This is a genomic window from Oscillatoria sp. CS-180 (assembly GCF_028330965.1).
Taxonomy (GTDB): domain Bacteria; phylum Cyanobacteriota; class Cyanobacteriia; order Phormidesmidales; family Phormidesmidaceae; genus Halomicronema.
On record NZ_JAQMUB010000100.1, the window covers coordinates 22788 to 44736 of the forward strand.

Below are 21949 nucleotides of genomic sequence, written 5' to 3' on the forward strand. Positions count from 1 at the left end.
CAGATGAAAACTCAACCTTGGATTGCAGTCACGTTACCAATGGCGCTCATGATCGGGGTTGCCACTGCGCCTGTCGCTGGAGCGCAAACCTTGGTTGCTCCAGGGGATGCTCCAGTCGTTGCCCCGGATGGCACCATTCAAGCGCCAGGTAGCTTGCCCGCCCCATCTGTGACCACTACGGGCGGCACCTGGGGGCAAGGTACCTCCATCCTCAATGGTGATTTAGACTCCATCTTGAATGACCAACTTGAGGGCCTTTTGGGCGGCGATCTTGCAAGCATTCTTGGCGGTGGTGACCTGGGGAGTATTCTCGGTAGCGATGACCTCATTGATGGAATTTTGAACGATGTCCTCGGCAGTGGTGACTGGGGTGGTGAGTCGATTTTGGGAGACATCCTCGGTGGCGGAATTTTGAAGGGTGATCTCGATGCTGTCCTGGGGGATGTGCTGGCGGGTTCCATCTTGGAGGATGTGCTGGGTGGTGGTGGCCTGGAAGATATCTTGGGCGGCGACTTGGGGAGCATCCTAACGGATGGTGGCTGGGGTGATTTGGAGGGAGCTTTAGGGGGCCTGGGGGACTTGGGCCTCGGTGGTTTAGACGACCTCTTGGGCGGTGGCGGTGGTTATTCTGCTGAAATCGATATCAAGATTCCTGCCCTCGGCGAATCTTTAGCCTCTTGGAACACCCTGGCAGGAGAGGCGTCAGGGGCGCTGATTAGCAATGTGGTCGGTGCATTTGGTTCAGCCCCTCATATTGTTACCGGTGCATTAGGTGTGCCGGATGTGTTGGCGTCTCAGTTATCCGTCTTTGATACGGTGATGGGCGGCGTCGAAAATGGCTCGCCGGGGGGGACGAGCCAGCGAGCGGATCGCTTCAATGTCAACCCAGTTGCCTTATCGGAAACGATTGGCAAAGAGGTCTCTAGAGCGGCATCAGTCGGCTTCTCGAATACTTTGCTGAGTGAGGCAGGGCAACTGGCGATTGTTGAAGAAGTAGAAGCCACGGACGAAACGCTAACGGACATCGTGGACCTGGCGACTGAGGCGCAAGACCTCGATGTCACCCAAGACGTGATGAAAAATCTGTCAGCAATGGCGGCTCAGCAGTCGAGCCTGCAAGTGGCTGAGTACGGGCAGACGATCCAGCTCCGGCAACAGTTTGCAGCGGATGCAGTGGTTCAAGCTGAAGCGGCTGAGGATCTGGCAGCTCTCAGTCGGCGTCAACAAACCGAGCCGATGGCTGCCGCCGCTGAGGTGATTCAGAGTTCCTCGACGCTGGTGTTGTTTAAGGGAGCGGAGTGATGCACCTATTCTTGTTGCCTGTTCTGGCGGTTGAAGGCTCTGCGGCCATGCTGGAACAGGGTCTCACCATGTCGGATGACATTAACGCGATTTACGACCTGCAGTGGCAGCAGGTCTTTACGGATGTCGCATCGGTTGGCGGATTTTCTCTGTACGGGCAGATTGTCGCTCTGGCGCGACTGTTTGCGGTCGGGGCACTGGTACTTTTTATGCTGCGATTTATTTATGCTGCCGTGCATGAAGGGGATTATGCTGAGCCCCTGCGGATGCTGATCTGGCCGCTGATTGTGGTGTTGTTTCTAAGCAATAACGGTCAGCTCCTAGCAGGCGGAACCCGTGCCTTGCGAGGAGTGCTAAACGACACGGCCTCTGAAGTCTTGCAGGTGACAGCACTCAACATAAATCTGGAAGAAGCCATCCGGGGTGCTTTGGCAAAAGGGGTGATTGGGGTAGAGACGAGCGCTCAAATTCAGCAGTGTCAGGCGTTGGTGGGTGATAGTCAGATTGAATGCCTGGAATCCGCCTATCAGCAAATTGAAGCGACGATGGAAGCGTTTCAGAATCACTGGATAGTGAATGCGGCGGGGAACGTCGCGGGTGCCATCCCGTATTTCGATCAAATGCGCTCAGGTATTGAGGGAGCGCTGGAAGCCTACAACACCTCTGGTGGAGCGGTCGGGCAGGTCTTGCCGGGATTCTTTGGGGGCTTCGTGGGCTCTCAGACTCGCGCCATCATTCACGCCTTTTTGATGGCGTTTCAGTGGGGCTTCGTCAATCTCATCCAGATTTCGATGCTCCTGACCGGGTTAATGGGGCCGATCGCGCTCGCTGCATCGCTACTGCCCTTTGGCGGTAAGCCGATATTTGCCTGGCTCACGGGCTTTTTCAGCCTGGGGTTTGTGCAGATTATGTACAACATCATCGTCGGTTTCGCGGCGGTGGTCATCATGAACGCTGACACCTTCGATACCAACGGCTTTCTGGTGGTGATTTCACTATTGGCTCCGGCCTTGGCGATCGGGCTTGCCAGCGGCGGCGGGTTGGCGATTTTCAACATTATGTTGTCCGGCAGTGCTGGGGCAGTGACGCTGCTGGTCTCCTACGCTTCTCGTGCTTCCTATGTCCCTCCCACTCAGCCCTCTAGTCGTTGATTTTAAGGTTGAATGTCATGACACTACTTCATCCCAAAAAACGAGGATTATTCGCCAGCGATAATCTGTTGCCTTTGTTTGTAGTGATTTCGCTGGCCTTTAGCGCTATCAACCTGTTGCTGCTGTTGTCGCTAGCGGTCGGTACCTTTCGGGTGGCGAGCCGTCCAGAGACCCGCCTGGTCCAACTCGTCGATGGCCGTTCGGTGCTGACAGAGCCGATTGATCATCTAGAGCGCTCGCCGGAAACCATTCGGCTCTTTACCCGGAATGCGTTGTCCATGATGTTCACCTGGAATGCGATTACTCAAGTGCCGGATGCGGCAGGAGTCATGCAGACCACAACCGATCAGGGGGTGGATGTCGGCGGGGGCAGGGCAACAACCAAGAGCTGGCAGGCCAGTTTTGCGTTTTCGGAGGACTTCCGGGGGCCATTCCTGGAGGCGGTCGCTGAAATGACTCCGCCTGACATCTTTACCGGGAATGCCCAGAGTGTCTTTAATCTGACGACGCTATCGGATCCGTTGAAAGTTGACGACGGGGAATGGGTGGTCGAGGTGGTCGGCAACCTGATCATTTTTGACCCGCAAACTCCCAGAGGCCGAGCGATTCCGTTCAACAAAGAAGTTTTTCTGAGGGCGGTTGACCCCCCATCTGATCCATTGCCTGAAGATGCCTCACCGATTCAGCAGGCGGTCTATCAGGTTCGCGGTGCGGGCTTAGAAATCACCGAAATGAATGAACTCATCAAGGAGTAGGAGTCATGGCACATCCTTCTAACAACGGCGATAACGCTCCGAACTTTGAGCTGCTAGACCCTGGAGATGTGGGAGCTGCCAGTACAACAACCACGCCCACAGCAACCACGACCGAAGAAATGGCTGGATGGATGGGATTAGAGTCAGACTCTAACGCCAATGCACGAGCCTCATCCCTTAGCGGTGTTGGGGCGGATGAGGCAGAGGCCGTCGATGTTGAGGCGGATGAGGCAGAGGTCGCCGATAGCCGCACTGGTGAGGATGGTAAGACGAAAACGCCGCTCTGGTCTAATCCGCTGATGAAGCTGGCATTTGTGGCTTTAGTGGCCGGAGGCTGTTTAACGGTCGTCGGGTTGGTTGTCAATACCATCCAAACCGCCGGTCGGCGAGACCTGGCGACCCCTCAAACCGCACGGCGAGTCGAAGAGGAACCTCCAGAAGACCCGATACAAAGTGCTCTGCGGAGCCAGGGAGAGCAGATTGGCGAGCTTAAGACTCAAAATGCTCTGGGCAACCAGCAGCTAGCGATGGAAATCCAGGCCGAAGAAGGTTCCGAGGTTAGCGCAGCGGACTTGTTGGCGCTCAGGAATCAACTGGAGCAACGGCGACAGTTACAGGAAGCGGCCCAAGCTAATGAAAATCCCCAAACCAGAGTGACAAGTCCCCAGTCAGTCACGCCGCGCTCGGCCCCTGCAACTGCGCCACGTCCCGCGCCACCTCCCGCACTGCGTTCTATCCCTGCACCCCCGCCTGCGTCCTTGCCGCGTCCCGCGTCAATAGAACAGATTCCACCTCAAGAGCAACTGGCGATGCTTAGCCGTTACGGGAGCTATGGCAGCGGCAGTGCCTTGCCCGCCAATACCATCGCGGCAGCCCCAATCGCGTCTCCGGTGGCTTCGCCATCAGCGATCGCCACGCCCCAGGTTGAAACGACTGAAGCTGTCCCCGCCTTTAGTGATGGTGCGCCTGAAACAGGGGTGGCGGTGTCAGGGTTGGCCCCGAAGCAAGCCGATACGACCTATGCCGAAGAAGCCGCCGCGATTTTGGGTCACACGCTGGTCACAGTGCAATCGGGGACGTATGCCCAGGCTGTCCTAGAAACGCCCATCTACTGGGCGCAAGACTTAGCCAATGAGCAACAGTCTCAGCGTACTGCTCTGAAGCTATCGGAGCCGCTGTATGGCAGTCGGGGCGAGGTGGCTTTAGAGGTGGGAACGCTGCTGGTAGCTGAGGTGAATGTGATTGCCGGGAGTGGCTTATTGCAACTCCACGTTACTGATGTCGTGATCACCAAAGATGGGCGACAGCAGGTGATGTCCATTCCAAATCAAAATCTGGTGATTGCGGGAAGCGAGGGCCAGCCCTTGGTTGCCCGTGAAATCCAGAACACGGGCGAGATCCGGGCGGCGCAAATTCAGTTGGCGGCCCTTGGCGCACTGGGGAATGTGGGCGCATTGCTCAATCGCCCTGACTCTCAAACGACTGCTATCGGCATCGGCAGCAGTGTCTCGACGGTTGAGAACGGAGCCGTCAATATCCTGGCGGGACTGCTGGAAGGGGCAGCAGGTGCCATACTCCCCATCGAGCAAGACCGCGTCGAAAACCGCATTGATGACTACGAGAATCAACCCCGCATCTGGTTCCACGGCAGCGATGCCCCGGTCACACTCTTTGTCGCTGAAGAGTTCACGTTTCGAACGGATTAGAGGAAATAGCCATGCTGAGAAAATCTACCCAATGTCTGCTCGCTGGCGGCATCTCTCTGGTGGTGGCCGTTGCTTCTACCATGCCGGGGATGGCTCAGCTTCGAGATCAGTACACTTTGCAGCAGGCTGAATCCGGTGCGGTCAGTATTCAGGTGTGGCCTGGTTCTGGCACCAACCTGGACTTTACGAGCACTGGGCAGTATATCTACCGGGCCTGGTTGGATGACCCCAGCCGGGTGCAACTCGATACCGATACCCCGATCGAGAACGCGAACGCTCAGATCATTCATCTGCGAAAAATCGCTTCGATCGACTTTGAAGGACTGCCCTCGACGGGAGTCACGCTGCTAAGCGTGGCGACAGTGGATGCCACCGGGCAGCGTCATCTCTATCAATTTCGCGTCACCTATGGCGACCATCAACCAGAGTACGCGACGATTTCCCTGACGCCCCAAGCCGTTTCGCCGCAGATCGATACGCTGCTAACCAACTCGGCTGATGGAGGCGTTGATCTGGAGACGTTTCGAGCAGGCATCACACAACTCATTCTGGATGGCACGATTGCGGGGGATGGCCCCATGCATGAACGACTGAAAGCTTTTATGGGCCTGGTGCAAAGTGGCTCGTCCCCGGCAGTCGCCGCGCAGTCCGCTGGCGTGGATCTGGCGGTGGTTCAGGAAGTGGCTCAAATTGGCCTGGACGCCGCTGCGGCGGGAGAGAGGTCTCGATTTATAGAAGAAGAGGAACCTTCAGATGTGGATGGCGAGATTGAGGCGACGGATGAGGATGCTGCTGTGAAGGAGGCGGTGACACCTACGGAGACGATAGATTCTGGGGCATTAATCGAAACGCTGCGTCGAATGTCCACGCTGGGGGGGGAGTGATGAAGATGAAAGGGGCAACACTGCTGCAAGCTCTAATCATTGGTCTGTGCTTCAATGCATGTCCCGGTTCCCCTGGCTCCTCCTGGGCGCAACATGAGCAACCTCCTACCTCGGAGGCGGTACCTGAAACGCTAGAGACTTCAGGAACGCCTGGTGCCACCTTCCAAACCCCCGTACCGAATCTGAGTCAGCGTCTGCCGATGGGAACGCTACATATTGATGGGCGTACTGCCGCCATCCCGGACTGGCAAGTGGTTTCTTTTGATGCGTTCCCGCCCTTTCCGGCTGATGGGCGGTGGGGCGATGTGGCGTGGTCGCAGGGCGATCGCCTTGCCGATGTGATGACCCTTGGCGACTTTCAAGGATCGCTGGACTTGCATTTGCTGACCATTGCTTCGATTGCCGAAGCAATGGGGATGCCCGCCGAACTGGGGAGAAAGAGTCCTATTTATCTAATCAGTCTTAATGAGTTTGAACTGCTGGAGCGTCAGACGATCGCTAGTTTGGTCGCCGCCGTTCCCTCTTTGCTAGAGGTGCCCGTCGAAAAGTTGCCGCTGGTTCAAGACTTGGTGAGGAGCGTTCATCCCACTATTCGCTTTGAAACGGAGACCTTGGAAACCCTGCTATTGGCCTATCCTGACTTTGGCGAGGTCAAGCTCAGTCAGCTCATCTTGGAAGACTATCAGGTGGGGGATTTGCCAGGAATTGAGCGAGTGCCGCTCCAGTCATTTGCTCATTGGCAAGAGGCCGCGATCAGTGAAGTGCCAATGCTGCCCGTGATGAGCTGGTGGTTGTTTCCCCAGTCGCCGCAGACGGATGGGGAAATTGCCGTTGCAAGCATTCAACCACTGACTGATGCTGGCGATGCTGAAAAAACTTATGCGCTGACGCTGACGCCCCGGACGGCTTTTGAACCTGTCGAGTGGGTGATAGGTGAAGAGGAAGCCGTTGCGAATGCTGGTTTACAGGCGCGATCGCAAATCAACGAAGGGCAAGAACTCAAGGGTGCCTTGCCGTTTGGGCCAGTTTTCAAGGTAGTACCTGAGTCGATTACCCCGGAAGGGGTGCAGGTGTCGATGTACTTTCGGACATGCAGGCAATCAGGGCAACTGGATTGTTCCGGTTATGGCATTGGCCCCATTCCGTTGCAGACCTATCGCCCTGGCGAAACAATTTTCTTAGGAGAGTACGCCTTTCCTGTTACGCCTCTGCCGTCAGCTCCAGCCGTCACTCCTCATGAATCCGTTCCTTCGGAGCCAGTCGCTGAATTTTTCGATGTCGTAGTCGAGGTTGCCGCTGAGCACAAAGGCCCGATTGGGACTGTGGCGATGATTTTCACGCTACTAGGCGGAGTGCTGTGGTGGGCCTGGAAAGGCGATCCCGTGCAGTTCTTTGTGCTCACATTCCGGTGGATAATGGCAACTCAAATTTATCGCCATACCCGCCGCCTGACTGAAAAATCTGAACCTTCTACGGAGCCGTCAGATGCAGAAAAGTCATGAGGAGTTTGGGCTGACGGCTCAAGCTACTAACCGGGCTATTGAAAGTGTGCCGAGTCTTCAGGGGCTAGGCGATAGCTTAGGGCCAGCGCTGCAACCCCTGATGGGGCGCAGCGGCCTGATTTTACTAGCGGCTGCACTGGGGCTGATCGGCCTAAAGGTGATGGGCGGAGGGGGGAAGTCGGGCAAAATCGCGCGGGGGTCTCTCAGCGGTGGCAAGGAGAAAGCCAAGGCGCGGAGACAGGCCCTCAAGCAACTCCGGGCGAGAGAGCCGGACTCGGTCGCTCTCTATGTGGGTTCCCTCAATCGCAATCAGGCAGGCAACATTACGGGTGCTAAAAAATCGCTCTTTTTGGCCGATGCTCAAAGAGGGATTGCGGTTGCCGGGGGGCCAGGTTCTGGTAAGACGTTCTCGATTATCAATCCTGTGATTCGCTCAGCTTTAGATGAAGGGTTCCCGGCGCTGGTCTACGACTTCAAATATCCGTCTCAAGCGGAATGTATCTCTGCTTATGCGGCGAAGCGGGGTTATGACGTGCGGGTGTTTGCCCCTGGTTTTCCCGAATCAGAGGTGTGTAATCCTCTCGACTTCATGACGGATCAGGACGATGCGCTGATGGCACGACAGATCGCCACCGTCATGAATCGCAATTTTGCCCGCAGCTCCAATAGCTCTGAAGATAAGTTCTTTGCGGATGCGGGTGACCAGTTGACCCAAGCGATTTTGATGCTGGCGAAAGGGATGCCTGTGTCGGACTTGATGGCGGCAAGCGCTGCTCTAGGGTTGAACAACTTGCCGGATCGCATCCTAGAGGCGAAGCGCTTGGGAGATTTAGGGCAGTTGCCCAACCAGTGGCAGATTTCCCACTGGGTTTATTACGCCTTCTCCCAGTTGATGCAGCTCAAAGACTCTGAGAAAACAGTGGCAGGCGTGCTGGGTACAACGGGTAAAGTCTTCTCCCGTTTCATGGCCCCAGAACTCATTTCCACGTTCTGCGGGAAAACCACGCTGCCCATCGAACTGAAGGGTCGGCAACTGGTCATCTTGGGAATGGATCGCCGTCGCCGTGAAGCCGTTGCGCCCCTGGTCGCGACCGTGCTGCACATGATGGTGACGATGAACGTCACCCAGAAAAGAAAAGACCCGTTGCTGCTAGCGATCGACGAATTGCCAACGCTGTATCTGCCCTACCTAACCCAGTGGCTCAACGAAAACCGTTCGGATGGCCTCTGCACGATGATTGGCTTTCAAAACATCACCCAGCTTGAGGATGCCTATAAGCGGGATATTGCCAGGTCGATTTTAGGGGGTTGTGCAACTAAAGCGATTTTCAATCCCCAGGATGCCGATAGTGCGCGGATGTTTAGCGACTATCTAGGAGATGAGGAGGTGAAAATCAAGCAAAAGTCGCGCAATTCTGGCGGCAAGGGGGGCGCATCCCGTTCCGTCAGTGAGCAATTGCAGAAGCGCCCCATTGTGGAGTCGGCGCAGTTCAACCGATTACCCACCGGAAAGTGTGTGCTAATCTCGCCGGGATTTGTTCGCAAAGATGAAACTTCTATCCCCCTCATCTCGATGATCAAGGTCCCTAAAGCCGACGTGGGAGAAGAGGACTGGAGTAAAGCCACTTGGGATAAGTTGCGAGTTAAGCTGATCCACCGTTCGCCTCAAAAGCTGCGTGATTCGGCCAAAGCGAATCAACAGATGACCATCTGTCAGGCGATGGTCGAGGAGCTACTGCCGTTACCGATGGATGAAGATGGCGAACCGGACCCCCATCATTCCCGCTTTGATGCGCTGGTGCCGGTCTTGCAGCCGACTCCGGCAGCGGCGGCAAAGGTGATTAATCCTGGCGCTCTACTCGAATTCAGCGAGGTTTTCTGATGAAAACTGACATTGACGATGCTACGGGCGTCACAACGCAAGAGGCGGACAAGGCGGAGCAATCAACTCGCAATGCGATGGGTTGGTTGGTTGGAGCCGCAGCGCTGCTCTATTTCAGGCAGCAGCAGCAGGAGGCCGCTGAGCCAGATGAAGTCGTTCCGCTCGAACCGATAGCGGTTGAAGTTAGGCCGGATATCCAAGATTTAGGGCATCCCAGGCCACTTTCAGGTGGCCCTGGTGATCCGCCATCCTACGACGCCCATGAGTTGCCGCCAGCCGGGGGCACAACTCCGCCCGACGCAACGCAGCATACCGCCTATCGACCTGAGAACGCCCCTGCGGCAATCCGCTTGAGCGTGGGCGATGAGCAGATCGAAACGGACTCTGACCGCATTGCCAACGATATTCAGCAGCTCGCTCACCTCGATGTGGTGCAACGGGCGATCAATAATCAATCCCTGACCACTGACCCTGATGTGGAGATTCAAGTAGCGGGCGATCGCGTCTTTTACCAAGGACCAGAAGAACGCTGCGTGCATCCTGACTTTGACCTGCAAGCCGCAAACGACTTGATCTCGAATCATCAGCAGAGTGAGATGGAGCGAAATGATGGAGCCGTGGTTGATGTCGATGCCTCGCCCCTGCATACAGCAGTTGGCAGAGTTGACCGTGAGGTGCCAGATGCCAGCCCCGAAGCGACTCAGGAGCAGGCAAATTCCGGTGATTCCACGCCTTCTCCTCATGCCGATCGCGCACCCACTCAAGAGCGTTCTCGCAACTCGGCACCTGAACAGCCACCTGAACAGCCTGTTGACACGACACCTCCTCCTCCAGCGGATCGAGAACAGTTGACGACCGAAATCGTGCCTTTGTCTCAGGCTGAAGCGATCGCCGGACAGAATGAGGGTGATGTCTCGACTGATGATCCTGCCATCTGGATGGCCCAGCCCACCACGCCGACTGTGACTAAGGATGGTCATGGTCACATCGTTCGTAGTCCTTCCATTGAAGGACTGGAGGCGACCGTCGATTTGGTGGAGCGAAGGGAGGAGCAGGCTCAGTGGATGCAGGCGCGACTGGAAGAGCAGCAAGCATTAGCCACAATGTTCGATTGTTGTTTGGAGACGACCCACGGCAAAAAGGGTAGCGCCACCATTCTGGGTAACCGCTACGACATCTCCAGGGATGGTCATGGTGGGTTAGCCGTGACTGCCAAAGATGGTCGAGGGCTAATCTTTGAGCGGGATGGACAATCAGGCGAAATTATCTCATCCGCAACATCTCAAGACCTTGAGATCTTTGCGAAGGGCGCTGCTGTCTTAGAACGGCAACAGGCCAGAAGTTTGGCGCTGCCATCGCCAACTCCAGCTCAATCCCCTTCAACCGGTCGATCATGCCAAAGCGACATGGAAATTGGCTAGCTAGCAATATTCGCTTACGAGTTGGCATATTTCTTCGCAGGAAATTGCAACTCAACTTCATTAAGGATGCTTCACGGAGATATCTGAGAGATATCTGCCCTATAGCGTCTGGAAATGGATTTCGAGTTTTCCTGTGAAGCACCTCCATCCCACACATAAAAGGCTTCTCGTCACGTTACTACGCCTCACGATTACGTTTGCTGTCGCCATCGTGTTTGCATTCCTGGGCCTGCTTGCCGAAGTCAGAACCGCGATCGCGCAGTATGACGTGAGTGATTATCAGCACCTCGCAGAAGAACTGCCGGACTACGCTTCATTCGGGACTCAGACCTTTGACAATATCCGATTCAATAGCCAGGGGAGCATTGATGGCGTCCCCGACGATATTGCCGAGGAGATGGGCTACAACACGGGTCGAAATTGGTCGGAGGGGGCTCGGCTATCAGATGTGATCAAGTTAGGGGATTTGGGGCAAAGCTTTTATCCCCAGATGTTGACGATTTCTGACGTGGAGCGCAAAACCGGCATCAATACGACAGAATTATCGCTTTCAGATTATCAAAGGCTGCTTGAGGGGCAATCGATTGGGTCTTTAACGTCCTTAATCGGAATTGAAAATTTTCAATTAAATGAAGTTGCCCCCATTCAAGACGTTTTCAATGAGGCCGTGCTGCCGCAACTTGAGGTCGAGGCCGTTGAGCAACTGAATCAAGTTGCTCAAGATTTGGGGGTGCCGATTGATTTAGTTCCTCTTGAAGCGTTCGATCCAGTCAGCTTTGTCGAAACTGAACTGCTCACCTATGGACAAGAGACTCTGGGCGATTTGCTGGCGACCCCTGATTTACTGGAAGGAGCCGTATTTGGTGACATCAATATTGGAGAATCGCTAGATATCTTGGGCGAATATAGTGTCGAAGATATCCCCGGCCTCGAAAACTTGCCAATGGCAGAACTGGAAGGTTGGCAAGACTTGGTACTGAGTGAAGTGCCAGGGCTAGACTCCATTCCATTTGGCGATTTCCCGAACCCGATTGCGGCGATTACGGGCGGCTTTGGGGGGACTCATGATGTCACCTATGGCGATAAGGAGTCCCGCGTCACGCCGACCCAGTTTTCAATCACAGGCTCTGATCAAGAAGGCTTTAGGGTGGAATGTTCCCAGGACAGGGGTTGTGCCTACCTAGAACTAGAAGGCCCCGGTGCGATGCATGGCGCTCGGTGGATCGCTGGCGGTAACGGTCAGGGGCAGCAGATGGTTGAGGGGGGTAGCGGTCTCCTAGCGATGATCAATGGCGGGCAGGAACCAACAGGGCGTCATCCGTTTGGCGATGTCTTCAAAATCGTTCTCACTGACACGACAGAGTCCAGGGGGACAGGAGATTTTGCTCTTTATACCCGCTACTGTCAGCGATCGCTCTTTGTTGACCTGGGGTGTACGCCTTATTTTATTGGCCCCATTCCGATCTGGTCTACCAAGGAAAAGGGCTTTGTCCTAACTGGGCCGCTAGATGGTAAGGGAGGGGCATCTAGCGGGATGGAGGTGCCACCCGAGTTGCAGCAATACCAATCAAGAAATGTAGGTGGTCATTATTATGGTGGCGCTGGGGGATTTTCCCCTCAAGTGCAGATGGATGAGGAGTGCTTAAATGGTCTGCTCTCGGTCACCCCATCCAGTCAACAATCAGGGGCATCTAAGAATATCCCAATCATTATTGAGGCGGCAAATAAGCATGGTCTAGACCGGGCACAGACAGCTTACGTTTTGGCGACAGTCCGTAGGGAAACTGGAGGAGTCGGTTGGGGACCGGTTGAAGAGATTGGTCAACCCTGCCGCTATAGCGGTGGGTGTGGATGGCATGGACGCGGGTATGTGCAGCTCACCCATGACTACAACTATGCTCGCGTTCGAGATGAGCTAGGCATTGATGCGGTTAGCGATCCGTCGCTAGTTCTGCAAACCGATAATGCGGCTGAAATCTTGATTAACGGGATGATGAAAGGCTGGTTTAACGGGCACGGACATGGGCTAGCTTATTACGTTTCTGAAGGCCATCAGGATTTCTATCAGGCACGACGAACGGTTAACGTCCTGGATCATGCGGGTGAAATCGCGGCTCACGCCGAGCAGTATTACGAGATGCTCAGCCGGTGTCAGACCATTGAAACTCAGAGAGGGAGTGTTGGGGCACCTGTTCAACCGCTGAAGGAATATCGGACAGGCTTGTTGTCGGCACAGGAATACGGCGCTCCCAGACCTGGTGATAGAACCCATGCGGGACAGGATTTCGATATCACGCAGGGAGTTGACGACGATTTCCAGAGCTTTATTGGTGGCGTTGTCACACGGGTTGGGCATGACCCTGGGGGTTACGGTCACTATGTCGATATCTACAATGCTGAGCTTGGCGTTGTAGAAAGAATTGCTGAAGGCTCTCAGTTAACAGTCGGCTTGGGCGATACGGTCGCTCCTGGGCAGATCGTTAGCGTTGGAGAATCCGAGACAGGAGTGATTCACGTTGAATATCGTGAACCTGCGAATAATCAAAATCAGGGTGGCTTTGGTTACGGTGGCACCTATGACCCGATTCAATTCCTAGAGTCTCAGGGGATTGTTAGTCGGCAGGGAAATCGTGTGATCCCTCTAATCAATGACCAGATTGCAGGAGGAGGTTGATCTCGAATCTAGATGGCTTTGCAACCGATTAAAAATTTTGGAGAAACCAATGAAACCCCAAAGAATCAGTTTTGTTACGACGATAGTGATCTCAGCAACCTTGATATTTTTGCTTGCCAGCTTGAACTCTCTTGTCGTTGCCCAAGTAGAAGGCTTGGGGTACTCAGAAGGGCCTTTCCCATTAATCGACAATCCTGGAGTCGCGATTGGCGCAACTCCATTAGCCGCAGTTCAGGCGGCGGCAAGGGATGTAGACACGATTGAAGAAAATGCGTTCTTCTCTACTGTCTTAGGCGGTGAAGAATATGGCTTCATCGTCGTGACGGCTGACTACATCGCCAACTCTGCGGTGTTGCTGAAGGAGGGTGAAGACTGGCAGTTCATCTGTCGTGAGGCGAGTTTGATTCCTGAATATCGTTTGATTGAAAACTGTGGAGTGCCAGAGGCGATCGCTTCTCAACTCTATGAAGGCGTTATTCGAGTATTGGAGCAAGGACAATGAGCCGTATCGTCAGATGGTTGATCGCAGGAGCGCTGGGGGGCTTAGTACTGGCAGGTGCCGTTCTATTTACTGCTGCCATAGCCAACAAAGATAGTTCCGGTGTCAGCGCTGTAACTATCCTGCCGCAGCTCAAGTCAACTTATGAACGTACTATCGAACAGGCCAATCTACCCGTGTTGCTACCGACTGAATTCCCAGAGCTGGGGACTGAATTCTGGCTCTCAGAGTACATTGCCAATGAAGGGAACCAATATACGCTCTCGGTCGATGTCGAGTCTGGTTGCGAGGGGGCTGGAGCTTGCTCTAGAGGTTCAATCGGCGGTGAAATCGTCACCGCTGACACGGAACCCGTCGAGGCGATTTATTCATTTCTTAATGAGCCCCTAGATGATCCCAATCGTCCCCGGTCGGACGACCCGATGGGGGATGTAGAGTTAATAAATGGTTTTGAAGGGTTTTTTGTTCCCTGGATCGCTACGGCCCAGTGCAGCGAGGCGAAGGTTTACTGGGAACAACCTTCTGCATCCGGCGATGAACTTTATCGCTACTACGTGGGTATTGAATGCGGCGATCGCGCTGACGTGGTTGAACTAGCTAATAACGTCATTGCCAATACAGAAGATTTCTGAACCATGGAAAACCAATCACCTACTCGTAAAAAGCCTCGAACAGCAACCATGCTGCTTTCCTGGCTAGTCTTCGGGGTTTGCCTGATAGTCGTTCTGGGCGAGAGTTTGGGGTTTCATATGCCTGTTTTAGCCCATCAGGAACCCCAACACATCACTACCCACCACAGCGGAATTCTGGATTTACAGGCGATTTGGAATGAAATGGAAAGCTACTACTATGCGTCGTAGTTTTTAATTGCTTAAGATTACGGCGATCTCTGACTCGTTGTTAGTTCCAGGCGGCATCATGAATTGAGTCTGGACGGGTAGCGGAAGTAATTCGCTCATTACCGATAATCGACTTACTGGGTGCGATCACGCCGTCTTTGGGGACTGGTGCGGCGAGTGCGCGATTTGGATGATGCTCTACGGGGTTCGTCCGCTTCCGCTTCCGGCTCAATAGGCGTGATCATGAAGACGCGAGCGCCATCGGTGGCCCGGTAGAGAGTTTGCTGCTGAAAGGGAATGCCTTGATTGGTAAGGTCTGCAGCATAGGCGTCTTTGGCTGCGATCGCGTCATCGATGGTTTCGTAGTCAGTTTCGAGGATCACGATTGGGGACATAGAGTCAGTGCTGATAAAGCGTTTCTACATTAACGCTGATGGCCCTGGATGACGAGTCTATAAAGCCAAAAGGCTGAGACAGATTATGAGTGTGAATACGCTCGAAACATGCCACTAACTACCTTGGTGATGGCTTGGCAACTTCGTGTGGTACGAATGTATGTTTTAAGCCCACAGGGTTTTATTGATAGGCAGAGTGCGAAATATCAAAGTGCAATGTAGTGTTACGGAATATCACTTGTAGCACGCTCTAACTCGACTAGTGAGCGATTGTAACCAACGATCGCTTGTACCAAATTGACTTCGGCATCGGTGAGCTCTGATTGAGCGTTTAAGATATCTAGTTGAGTGCCAACCCCAGCGTCAAACCGTAAGATTGCTAAGTCTAAGGCTTCTTGAGCCTGCTCAACGGCGATGGTGGCAGTATCGATATTGGTCAAGTTAGAGGTCAGTGTGTAATAAGCACTTTCAACTGCAAGTCTGATAGTGTTGCGGGTTTCCTCAAAATTTTGCCCTGAAATTGCGATATCCAGTTCACGCTGACGGGCTCTAGCCTGAGCAGCGCCACCTTCAAAGAGAGTCCAAGATGCCCGAACACCTAGCTGATAATCATCTGAGAAGCGACCATCCTGAGTGAGGGTGTCACTGACTTGATAATTTGCAAACAGGTCAACTTGCGGACCCAACGCGGCAAGTTCGACCCGTCGAAGTTGCTCGTTGATATCTCGCTGAATCAACTGTTGCTCTAGCTCCACCCGATTTTGATAGGCAGCGATGATGCTTTCTTCTAAGGTGAGAGGCCAACTTCCAGAAAGTTGGACAGGCAATGTTGTGATGCTGAGAGACGGAGGGACATTGAGGCGACGCGCCAAACTTCGTTCGGCAACTTGACGCGCTCGTTCAGAGTTGACCAAATCCTGACGAGCATTTGCTACCTGTACCTCCGCGCGTAAAACATCAAAACGAGTTCCGACTCCGACTTCTTCGCGTAAGCGAGTGTCTCTGAGGTTCCGTTCTGCCTCTTCTAGAAAAGCCTGGCTGATGCGGATGGTTTCAATGGCAGCTTGGAGGTCATAATACTCGTTGGCAGTATTAAGTCTCAGCTCTTCTTGACGGCGCTCTACCTCTAACCCATTAAGTCGAACTTGTTCCTCAGCGGCACGAACAGAGGCCGCACGTCTCCCAGAGGAGTATAAGTTGTAGGCTACATCCAGCTGAGCAGAAAGCGCTACACCCAATTCTTCAGAGGTATTGCTTTGAAAAGTAACCCCTCCATCAGGCGTAGGAACTAGAGAAGAACTACTCTGAGTTATGTTTTGTCCTTGTAAGGTACCGTTTACAGCAAAGGTAGGTAAGTAATCTGCCTGAGCTTCTCTGAGGGCTGCTTGACTTTGCTCTAGCTCTAATAGAGCAACTTGCAGATCAGGATTATTACGATAGGCAAGCTCAATGGCTTCCTCAAGACTAAGGGGCTGTATTCCAATAATTTCAACTTCTTCAGGTCGAGTTTGAATAAGTAGTGGGTTTGGCTCGGGTTCAAGACGCTGAAGCGAATCAGATGCTCCATTTTCCTGTTCTAAAGGTGGTCTGGTGACGGGATTAGAGGGTGAAATCTGTTGAGAACCATCATCCCGATCGCCATTAGCATCAGATCCAGGTAAAGGGATAAAAGGTCCAGCGTCTAAAGGCTCTGTAGATTCTGCAGGAATCGCCTGACTCACGGATGTGGACACAGCCGCAAATGTTTCTTCAGGAGAAAGACTATTTGCTTTTTTCAACTTTTCAGCAGATTCGGGCACTAAAGAAGTCTGGACAAGTTGATGAGAATTAGAGGTTGCTTCGGCGGGAATGCTCCATCCCGTAATTATTGAGAATGGCAAAGCTATCGCCATGCCCCACTTAAGGCGAACTAGCCATTGAAAATACATACCTTGCTGCATACAAAATTTCAAAAGATAGACGATGAAGACTACAGCCGAAGAGGACACTCTAAAGAGCCGAAAATTTCCACCTAAAAATCTAGGCTTATTTGCAAAGCTAGGAGAGTAAAATTTTCAGAACTCGTCAATTTCTCTTTCCAGGATTTGAATTATCTTCTCGTACCTAGGAGAGAACCTGAAAGATTTAAGGAGTCTTTTTGCGCTTGCGCACGGGTGATTGTAGCCACATCAGAAACCCACTAATAACCAATGTCAAGAGTCCCAGTGCATTGAGAATAGGGTAAATAAAGTCCAAATTGAGTTGACCAAATTTGCCTCGATGCAGCTCTAAAAGCCAGAGAAAGTCGTTGGCGCGATCGCTCGCAACTGCAAATTGAAACAGGACTCCTGTCGTCAGGGTCAGCAGTAATGGCAATACCATCACGGGCACTAACGCAGTATGTAACTGACGTAAACGAGCACGATTAATGTTCATTGCTAAGTCAATAGTTTACGAAGACTGTAGCTGTTTCTTTAGGTACTGCAGCAGGAATGGCCCAACAACAATTAGAGCGAATAATGATTCCCCTAAACCAATTCCAATGGCACCCACGTTAGCCTGAAGTAATGAAGAAGATGGCTCTTCCGAGGTGACAGGCACTTCTTCAACAGGAGATGCATCGGCATCAGTGCTCATCGGCATCTCCGCTGATGGCATAACCGTTCCATCGGAATGGGTCATGCCATCGGTATGCTCAGAGGAACTTTCAGCTGAATCACCTTCAGACGAAGGTTCCGCTGGCTCTATGCTTTGAGAGTCGTGCGGACCAGCGTGGCCTATTGCATTCTCAACCCACAGCAGGTGAGTCGCGATCGCAGTTCCTCCCCCTACCAAAACCTTACGATGCTGCTTCGTCCAATGAGCCATACCGCTTAATCTCCTACACCTCTACAAAAGAAAGCTTCACAAATAGATTACACATCATTGCGAAGCATTGCGAAACACTGATTATTTCGCTGTCAATGGCAGTTTGCCATCTGAAGATGAAATCAGGGTGAAATAGAAACTGGATTTTGTTCACTAGGCATTATCGCCTTAACTAGCTGCACAGGCTTTTAGCTGGCTGGTTCCAACGCAAGCGCCTCCGAGATTTTTGCATACCCTTTGCACTAACGATGAAAATAGTTCAGATGATCTATCTATGGAGCGTGCTGACAACGCCGTTGAGCATGGCCTAGACAAATGCCTGGAGGATCCCTAAGGCAAGCAGAAAACAGAGCCTGTAACGAATCCAGCTATTCAGAGAAAAACCAGGCGTCTCAGATTTTCTCATTTCACTCTGATTTCACTATTTCAGAATATTCTGCTTAGTTGAACGCTGGAGGCGGAAGCCCGAAGCGCTAAAACCTTTATTTAACTAAGTCATAAGGCGATACACACATGGCTTTTCTGAATCGACGTAGTTTTCTGCGCTTTACGGCAGGCGCAGGCTTGGGTTTTGGGTTGCATACGCTTCTACCAGCCTATGCAAGGCAGGGGATATCCCTTGGCCAAGCTAGCCAAGGTATGAATTATCCTGATGTAATCGATCTCCAGGTGCAGGAAACAGCCATTCAACTGGGTGAACGGAGCGCAAAGGCTCTGACCATAAACGGTTCCGTTCCGGGTCCATTGATTCGCCTGCGAGAAGGCCAAAACATTTCCATTAATGTTACCAACCAACTCGACCGAGATACTTCCATCCACTGGCACGGCATTATCCTGCCGCCTGAGATGGATGGTGTACCTGGAGTCAGTTTTGCTGGCGTTAAGCCAGGGCAGACGTTTACATATCAGTTTCCGATCACCCAGAGTGGTACCTATTGGTATCACAGCCACAGCGGATTACAGGAACAACAAGGGCACTTCGGGCCAATCATCATCGATCCAGCCGAACCAGAACCCTTCGAGTACGACCAAGATTATGTGGTGATGCTTTCCGACTGGACGTTTGAAGATCCCCATAGCGTTTTGGCTAATCTGAAACGCATGTCTCCTTACTACAACTACCAAAGGCGGACAGTAGCCAACCTGGCTGAGGACGGGGAATGGAGACAGATGCGTATGGATCCGACGGATATCGCAGATGTCACTGGCGCGACCTATACCTATCTGATGAATGGGATTGAGCCAGATGCCAACTGGACAGCCTTGTTTCAGCCAGGAGAAAAGGTTCGGCTGCGATTTATCAATGCTGCTGCGATGACCTATTTTGATGTGCGCATTCCTGGCCTCAAAATGACCGTTGTCCAAGCAGACGGGCAAAATGTACAACCCGTAGCCGTCGATGAATTCAGAATTGCCGTAGCCGAAACCTACGACGTTATTGTGGAGCCCCAAGACGAACAGGCTTATACAATCTTTGCTGAAACGATGGATCGCAGCGGTTATGCTCGCGGCACTCTAGCTATTCGTACAGGGTTAGAAGCCCCTCTGCCAGAACGACGCGAACGGCCACTACGGACGATGGCCGATATGGGGATGGATCATGGTTCGATGGGTGCCGATGCGCCAGCGATGGACCACGATATGTCTTGCATGAGCGGCGATGCTCCAATGAATCACGACATGAGCGGCATGAGCGGCGATGCGCCGATGAACCACGACATGAGCGGCATGAGTGATGATGCGCCGATGAATCACGACATGAGTGGCATGAGTGATGATGCGCCGATGAATCACGACATGAGCGGCATGAGTGGCGATGCTCCAATGAACCACGACATGTCCTGTCCAGGCGGCAGTTCAATGGTTCCTCATGGCCCAGATAGCCACGGTGCGGGAAATTCTGGTACTCCTATGATGGTAGGCAGTCGTATGCATGAACCAGGAACCGGTCTAGAAAATACTGGAACTCGTGTTTTGGTTTATACCGACTTGCGCAGCATCAACCCAGGATATGACCCGCGATCGCCAGAACGAGAAATAGAGTTGCACCTCACCGGCAACATGGAGCGATACATGTGGTCTTTTGACGGTAAAAAATACTCTGAAGAAAAAGAACTTACCTTCTATGATGGCGAACGCCTGCGGCTGGTTTTTGTCAATGACACCATGATGGAACACCCCGTTCACCTACACGGTATGTGGATGGAAGTAGACAATGGTGCAGGACAATACAAACCTCGCAAACACACAGTCAACGTTAAGCCAGCCGAAAGATTTCCTGTAGAGATTAATGTCGACGCTCCTGGTAGATGGGCTTTTCACTGCCATCTGCTTTATCACATGGAAGTTGGTATGTTCCGCACCGTAGCGGTTATTGACCGTCCATCGGAGGTAGGCTAGATGCGGAACATATTTCAACGAAAATTATTTTTGGTTCTAGCAACATCAATTGGACTCGCAGGTGTTGTAGGCTTATCGCCTCAAATCGTAAAAGCCCAAAGTGCCAACGATAGTGCGATGAACCACGACATGGGCAGTCCTGCTGTTTCAGAGGAGCCAGGTGCAAGTACGGCAGCGGCTGTACCCCACGATATGAGTGGTACGAGCGACGATGCTTTAATGCCTCATGACATGAGTGGCATGAGTGGTGATGCTCCAATGGACCACGACATGAGTAGCCCTGCTGTTTCAGAGGAGCCAGGTACAAGTGCAGTAGCGACTGTGCCTCACGACATGAGCAGCTCTGCCGCCCAATTATTGGAAGCCGATAACGCTTCACAGCAACCTCCGTCATTAGGACAATCTAATGTTTCGGAAGTCAACAGAGATGAATGGCCTGAACCTGTAGAAGACAGCCAGATTTTCTCGTATTTTTTAATCGATCAGTTGGAATACCGACTAAACGAGGGGGAAGATACGTTGAACTTGAATGGGATTGGTTGGATCGGGGGCGACTATCAAAGACTTTGGATCAAAGCGGAAGGTGATATTGGTATAAACAGTGGCGATGGAGAGGCAGAGCTACAGCTTCTATACGGCAGGCTAATTGCTCCTTTTTGGGATTTTCAAGCAGGAATTCGATATGACCAAGTGTATAGCTCTGAAGGCGGTCCTGGGCGGGCTTTTGGAGTGCTTGGAATTCAAGGATTAGCACCCTATCAGTTTGAAGTAGAGGGTGCCTTATTTGTCAGTCAAGAAGGAGATGTTTCGGCTAGGTTCGCTGCTGAGTATCCGCTACTTTTGACCCAGCGACTTGTCCTACAACCCGAATTTGAAACCAATATCGCGATCCAGCGGGTAGAAGAGTTTGGCGTCGGTTCAGGTCTGAATGACATTGAGTTAGGCTTACGCCTACGTTACGAAGTCAATCGCAGATTTGCGCCCTATGTAGGAATCAACTGGACACAAAAGTTTGGTGAGACAGCAGATTTTGCCAGAGAGGAAGAAGAAGAAGTCAGCAATTTTGCCGTCTTAGGAGGTTTTAGGCTGCTCTTCTAGGAAGCCGTGGCTTTCGGCGTGAGGGCAACAATGCCGCCAATAATCCCTAGGGTACTGGCAAGCAGTCCTCCCATTCCCAAAAACAGGTTCAGAATTGAAACAATCAGAATCGTCGTGCCCAGCGATCGCTGATATCTGGGAAGGAAGTAAAGGGCGATCTCGCTGACGATGACGATAGCCCCTGCCAGCGGACCAAACCAGGGCCACCACAGTCCAAACTGGCCCATCATGCCTCGTCCCCACGTCATGTGGCCCATCCCCCAGCTTCCATCCATTGGCATGCGGCCAAAGCCGCCATATATCATGCGGCCCGAGGCCAGCATCCACAACCCCCCAATCAGGGACAGCACAAAAGCAACAAGAGTGCGTTGAATCATTTGGCTTCTCCTTACGGTTTCACGGTTTAATCATGAAAATTCAGCTGTCATGGGCGATCGCGAATCGCCCCGTGCTATTGGCGTCTAGGCTGATATAGCTGTGCCAACGCAGAGATAAACTCCACCAAAATAAAGTTCTCGAAAGTCAACTTCCGTTAGATAATGCCTAATGGATTCCTAGGGATGCCTATCGGCTAAATCCTCAGTGACGCCAAAG

19 protein-coding genes are annotated in these 21949 nt (G+C 52.7%); 14 read left to right on the top strand and 5 right to left on the bottom strand.

Annotated features, from left to right (window positions below):
* The first annotated feature begins 3 nt into the window (after positions 1 to 3).
* The 12 genes from PN498_RS27130 (at position 4) to PN498_RS27185 (ending at position 14636) form a co-directional block, all read left to right on the top strand.
* A complete protein-coding gene (locus PN498_RS27130) occupies positions 4 to 1302 on the top strand; it encodes a hypothetical protein (RefSeq protein WP_272066593.1) in 1299 nt (432 codons plus the stop codon).
* Entirely contained in the window at positions 1302 to 2453 is a 1152-nt protein-coding gene (locus PN498_RS27135; protein ID WP_272066594.1) for a hypothetical protein, read from the top strand. The genes PN498_RS27130 and PN498_RS27135 overlap by 1 nt, the downstream gene beginning before the upstream one ends.
* 17 nt (positions 2454 to 2470) lie before the next feature.
* Positions 2471 to 3208: a hypothetical protein gene (locus PN498_RS27140; protein ID WP_272066595.1), complete on the top strand. Its 738-nt coding sequence runs from the start codon at positions 2471 to 2473 to the stop codon at positions 3206 to 3208.
* 5 nt (positions 3209 to 3213) lie between these two features.
* The gene (locus PN498_RS27145; protein WP_272066596.1) at positions 3214 to 4914 is read left to right on the top strand and encodes a TrbI/VirB10 family protein; all 1701 of its coding nucleotides are present in this window, start codon (positions 3214 to 3216) and stop codon (positions 4912 to 4914) included.
* A gap of 11 nt (positions 4915 to 4925) precedes the next feature.
* Positions 4926 to 5798: a hypothetical protein gene (locus PN498_RS27150; RefSeq protein WP_272066597.1), complete on the top strand. Its 873-nt coding sequence runs from the start codon at positions 4926 to 4928 to the stop codon at positions 5796 to 5798.
* 5 nt (positions 5799 to 5803) lie between these two features.
* Positions 5804 to 7300 carry a hypothetical protein gene (locus tag PN498_RS27155; protein WP_272066598.1) on the top strand — a complete coding sequence of 499 codons (1497 nt, stop codon included), beginning with the start codon at positions 5804 to 5806 and terminating at the stop codon, positions 7298 to 7300.
* Positions 7284 to 9182, top strand: a complete 1899-nt coding sequence (locus PN498_RS27160) for a type IV secretory system conjugative DNA transfer family protein (protein ID WP_272066599.1) — start codon at positions 7284 to 7286, stop codon at positions 9180 to 9182. Before PN498_RS27155 ends, PN498_RS27160 begins: the two co-directional genes overlap by 17 nt.
* Positions 9182 to 10603, top strand: a complete 1422-nt coding sequence (locus tag PN498_RS27165; RefSeq protein WP_272066600.1) for a hypothetical protein — start codon at positions 9182 to 9184, stop codon at positions 10601 to 10603. The genes PN498_RS27160 and PN498_RS27165 overlap by 1 nt, the downstream gene beginning before the upstream one ends.
* Positions 10604 to 10736: 133 nt before the next feature.
* Positions 10737 to 13277 (top strand): hypothetical protein, encoded by a 2541-nt coding sequence (locus tag PN498_RS27170; protein WP_272066601.1) that lies wholly within the window; start codon positions 10737 to 10739, stop codon positions 13275 to 13277.
* Positions 13278 to 13326: 49 nt separating this feature from the next.
* Positions 13327 to 13779 carry a hypothetical protein gene (locus PN498_RS27175; protein WP_272066602.1) on the top strand — a complete coding sequence of 151 codons (453 nt, stop codon included), beginning with the start codon at positions 13327 to 13329 and terminating at the stop codon, positions 13777 to 13779.
* A complete protein-coding gene (locus tag PN498_RS27180) occupies positions 13776 to 14408 on the top strand; it encodes a hypothetical protein (RefSeq protein WP_272066603.1) in 633 nt (210 codons plus the stop codon). Before PN498_RS27175 ends, PN498_RS27180 begins: the two co-directional genes overlap by 4 nt.
* 3 nt (positions 14409 to 14411) lie before the next feature.
* Positions 14412 to 14636 carry a hypothetical protein gene (locus tag PN498_RS27185; protein ID WP_272066604.1) on the top strand — a complete coding sequence of 75 codons (225 nt, stop codon included), beginning with the start codon at positions 14412 to 14414 and terminating at the stop codon, positions 14634 to 14636.
* A 113-nt stretch (positions 14637 to 14749) separates the two neighbouring features.
* Here PN498_RS27185 and PN498_RS27190 read toward each other — a convergent pair whose 3' ends face one another.
* The 4 genes from PN498_RS27190 to PN498_RS27205 all read right to left on the bottom strand — a co-directional run bounded on the left by PN498_RS27190 (position 14750) and on the right by PN498_RS27205 (position 17857).
* Positions 14750 to 15010 (bottom strand): hypothetical protein, encoded by a 261-nt coding sequence (locus PN498_RS27190; RefSeq protein WP_272066605.1) that lies wholly within the window; start codon positions 15008 to 15010, stop codon positions 14750 to 14752.
* A gap of 224 nt (positions 15011 to 15234) precedes the next feature.
* Positions 15235 to 16950: a TolC family protein gene (locus PN498_RS27195; RefSeq protein ID WP_272066606.1), complete on the bottom strand. Its 1716-nt coding sequence runs from the start codon at positions 16948 to 16950 to the stop codon at positions 15235 to 15237.
* A 184-nt stretch (positions 16951 to 17134) separates the two neighbouring features.
* Entirely contained in the window at positions 17135 to 17425 is a 291-nt protein-coding gene (locus tag PN498_RS27200; protein WP_039728190.1) for a hypothetical protein, read from the bottom strand.
* Between the two features lie 15 nt (positions 17426 to 17440).
* Complete coding sequence (locus PN498_RS27205; protein WP_272066607.1) at positions 17441 to 17857, bottom strand: hypothetical protein; 417 nt, start codon at positions 17855 to 17857, stop codon at positions 17441 to 17443.
* A 513-nt stretch (positions 17858 to 18370) separates the two neighbouring features.
* Here PN498_RS27205 and PN498_RS27210 point away from each other — a divergent pair.
* Complete coding sequence (locus PN498_RS27210; RefSeq protein ID WP_272066608.1) at positions 18371 to 20257, top strand: copper resistance system multicopper oxidase; 1887 nt, start codon at positions 18371 to 18373, stop codon at positions 20255 to 20257.
* Entirely contained in the window at positions 20258 to 21355 is a 1098-nt protein-coding gene (locus PN498_RS27215; RefSeq protein ID WP_272066609.1) for a copper resistance protein B, read from the top strand.
* Here PN498_RS27215 and PN498_RS27220 read toward each other — a convergent pair.
* A complete protein-coding gene (locus PN498_RS27220; protein ID WP_272066610.1) occupies positions 21352 to 21732 on the bottom strand; it encodes a hypothetical protein in 381 nt (126 codons plus the stop codon). The two genes, PN498_RS27215 and PN498_RS27220, sit on opposite strands and share 4 nt — an antisense overlap.
* Positions 21733 to 21949 lie beyond the last annotated feature (217 nt).